This window comes from Corallococcus sp. AB049A, from assembly GCF_003668885.1.
GTDB classification, from domain to species: Bacteria; Myxococcota; Myxococcia; order Myxococcales; family Myxococcaceae; genus Corallococcus; species Corallococcus interemptor.
In genome coordinates, this window is sequence record NZ_RAWL01000653.1 from 1 (window position 1) to 3143 (window position 3143).

Here is a 3143-nt window from a genome sequence, read left to right on the forward strand (position 1 = left end):
GCCCGGGGAGGAGCGGCCGGATGAAGTCTTCGCGGCGCGGGGACGGTGAATCTGCTTAGGGGACATTGCGTGGACTCGGTTCCGCTTTACTCTGGGCCACCGCGCGCCGGGCGGCCAGCCGAGAGGAAGTTTCGGGGGGCGCGCGTGGTTTTGGTCTGGTTCTCCCTTACATCTCCTGGGAATTCCCTTCACTCGCCGCGTTCCTTCGAGGATCCTCCGGCGAGAGAGCCAACATGATTGAATGGACGCTAAAGAAGCTCATCGGGACCAAGAATGAGCGCGAGCTCAAGAAAGCCCGCCTGAAGGTCGCCCGCATCAACGAACTGGAGGGCAAGATGAAAGCCCTCGAGGACGGAGACTTCGCGCGCGAAACCGCCCGGATGAAGCAGGAGATCGCGAACGGCAAGCCGCTCGACGACCTGCTGTTCGAGGCCTTCGCCCTCACCCGTGAGGCGGCGCGCCGGGTCATCGGCCAGCGCCACTACGACGTGCAGCTCATCGGCGGCATGTTCCTGCACGAGGGCTGCATCGCGGAGATGCGCACCGGTGAAGGCAAGACGCTCACCGCGACGCTGCCCTCCTACCTCAACGCCCTGTCCGGCCGCGGCGTCCACGTCGTCACGGTGAACGACTACCTCGCCCGCCGCGACGCGGAGTGGATGGGCCGGGTCTACAAGTTCCTGGGCATGACGACGGGCTGCGTGCTCCACGAGCTGTCCGACAAGCAGCGCCAGGAGGCGTACCGCTCGGACATCACGTACGGGCAGAACAACGAGTTCGGCTTCGACTACCTGCGCGACAACATGAAGTTCCGTCTGCAGGACTACGTCCAGCGCGAGCTCAACTACGCCATCGTCGACGAGGTGGACTCCATCCTCATCGACGAGGCCCGCACGCCGCTCATCATCTCCGGCCCCACCGAGGACAGCACCGACAAGTACTACCGGGTGGATCAGGTCATCCCGGGCCTCGTGCCGGACCAGGACTACACCCTGGATGAGAAGCACCGCTCGGTGGCCCTCACCGACGACGGCATCGACAAGCTCCAGAAGCGCCTCAACGTCGGCAACCTCTACGACCCGGGCGAGATCGAAACCCTCCACCACGTCGAGCAGGCCCTGCGCGCGCACACGCTCTACAAGCGCGACAAGGACTACGTGGTGAAGGACGGCGAGGTGCAGATCGTCGACGAGTTCACCGGCCGCCTCATGCAGGGCCGCCGCTGGTCCGACGGCCTCCACCAGGCCATCGAGGCCAAGGAGGGCGTGAAGATTGAAAACGAGAACCAGACGCTCGCCACGGTCTCGTTCCAGAACTACTTCCGCATGTACTCCAAGCTGTCCGGCATGACGGGCACCGCGGACACGGAAGCCGAAGAGTTCGCGAAGATCTACAACCTGGACGTGCGCGTCATCCCGACCAACCGTCCGCCGCAGCGCCGCGACGACCAGGACGTGGTCTACAAGACGGAGCGCGAGAAGTTCGAGGCCGTCGCCGCCCAGATTGAAGAGCTGCACAAGGCCGGTCAGCCGGTGCTCGTGGGCACGGTGTCCATCGCCAAGAGCGAGGTGGTGTCCAACTTCCTCAAGAAGCGCGGCGTGCCCCACAGCGTCCTCAACGCCAAGGCGCACCAGCGCGAGGCGGACATCGTCGCGCAGGCGGGCCGCAAGGGCGCGGTCACCATCTCCACCAACATGGCCGGCCGCGGCACGGACATCCTCCTGGGCGGCAACGCGGAGGTCATGACCAAGAGCGAGATGGGCCCGCCGCCGGAGCCGCCGGAGGCCATGGACGGCCAGCCCCTGGACCTCACCGGCTACCAGGCGGCGCTGGCGGACTACGAGAAGCGCTTCGCGGAGGTGAAGGCCAACAACGAGGAGCTCACCAAGCGCGAGCGTGAAGAGGTCATGGCCGCTGGCGGCCTCTTCATCATCGGCACGGAGCGCCACGAGTCCCGCCGCGTGGACAACCAGCTGCGTGGCCGCGCCGGCCGCCAGGGTGACCCGGGCGCCAGCCGCTTCTTCCTGTCCCTGGAAGACGACCTGATGCGCATCTTCGGGTCCGAGCGCATCCAGATGTTGATGGAGCGCCTGGGCATGGAGGAGGGCGAGGTCATCGAGCACATCTGGCTCTCACGCGCCATCGAGAGCGCGCAGAAGCGGGTCGAAGGCCACAACTTCGACATCCGCAAGAACCTGCTCGAGTACGACGACGTGATGAACCAGCAGCGGCGCACCATCTACAAGCTGCGCCGCCAGGTGCTCGCGTCGGGCGCGGGCATCCCCCTGGTGGAGTACGAGGAGGACGTGAAGACGCGCGTGAAGACGCGCTCCGAGCGCGTCATCTCCTGGGCGGACTTCCGGGAGATGGTGCTGGACGCCGTGGAGGACGTCGTCGTGTCCATGACGGACACCTACGCCCCCACGCGCAGCTCGGACACCTGGGACATCGCGTCCCTGTCCAACTCCGTGAAGGAGTCGCTGAACCTGGAGATGGCCTTCGAGGGCGTCGGCAACCGCGACGAACTCCAGGAGCAGATCTACGCGGCGGCGGAGAAGGTCTTCACCGCCCGCGAGCAGGAGTTCGGCGAAGACTTCATGCGCTTCCTGCAGTACCGGTACCTGGCCACCATCGACCAGCTGTGGAAGGACCACCTGCTGGCCATGGACCACCTGCGCCAGGGCATCGGCCTGCGCGGCTACGGCCAGAAGGACCCGAAGCAGGAGTACAAGAAGGAAGGCTACACGGGCTTCATGCAGATGCTGGACGCCATCAAGACGCAGTTCGTCAGCCAGATGATGCGCGTGCAGGCCCGCTCCGCCTCCAACGCGGCGGAAGAGACCGCCCGCATCCAGCGCCAGCTGGCCCAGCAGCAGAAGAAGGCCGTGGAGGGCCGCGCGGACGCGGAGGGGAAGCTCGAGGAGGCCACCGCCACCCCGGTCGCCCAGCGCGAGGCCGCGGCCGGCCCCAAGCCGGTGGGCCGCAACGAGCCCTGCCCCTGCGGCAGCGGCCGCAAGTACAAGAAGTGCCACGGCGCCAACGAAGCCAACCCGTAGGCGCCTGAAAGCCTGATGGAAGCGCCCTCCGGCGCGGTCGCCCTCCCTGGAAAGGGGAGCGGGGGCCGCGCCGGTCGTCTTCCTGTC

The 3143-nt window shown here is 66.7% G+C and carries 1 protein-coding gene; it reads left to right on the plus strand.

From position 1 onward, the window contains the following. Positions 1-233 precede the first annotated feature (233 nt). On the plus strand, positions 234-3056 hold the full coding sequence (gene secA, locus D7X55_RS37820) for a preprotein translocase subunit SecA (RefSeq protein WP_121725569.1): 2823 nt from the start codon (positions 234-236) through the stop codon (positions 3054-3056). Positions 3057-3143 lie beyond the last annotated feature (87 nt).

Excerpts from the sequence above, each read along its gene's own strand:
- secA (WP_121725569.1), top strand. The coding sequence starts at position 234 with ATGATTGAATGGACGCTAAAGAAGCTCATCGGGACCAAGAATGAGCGC.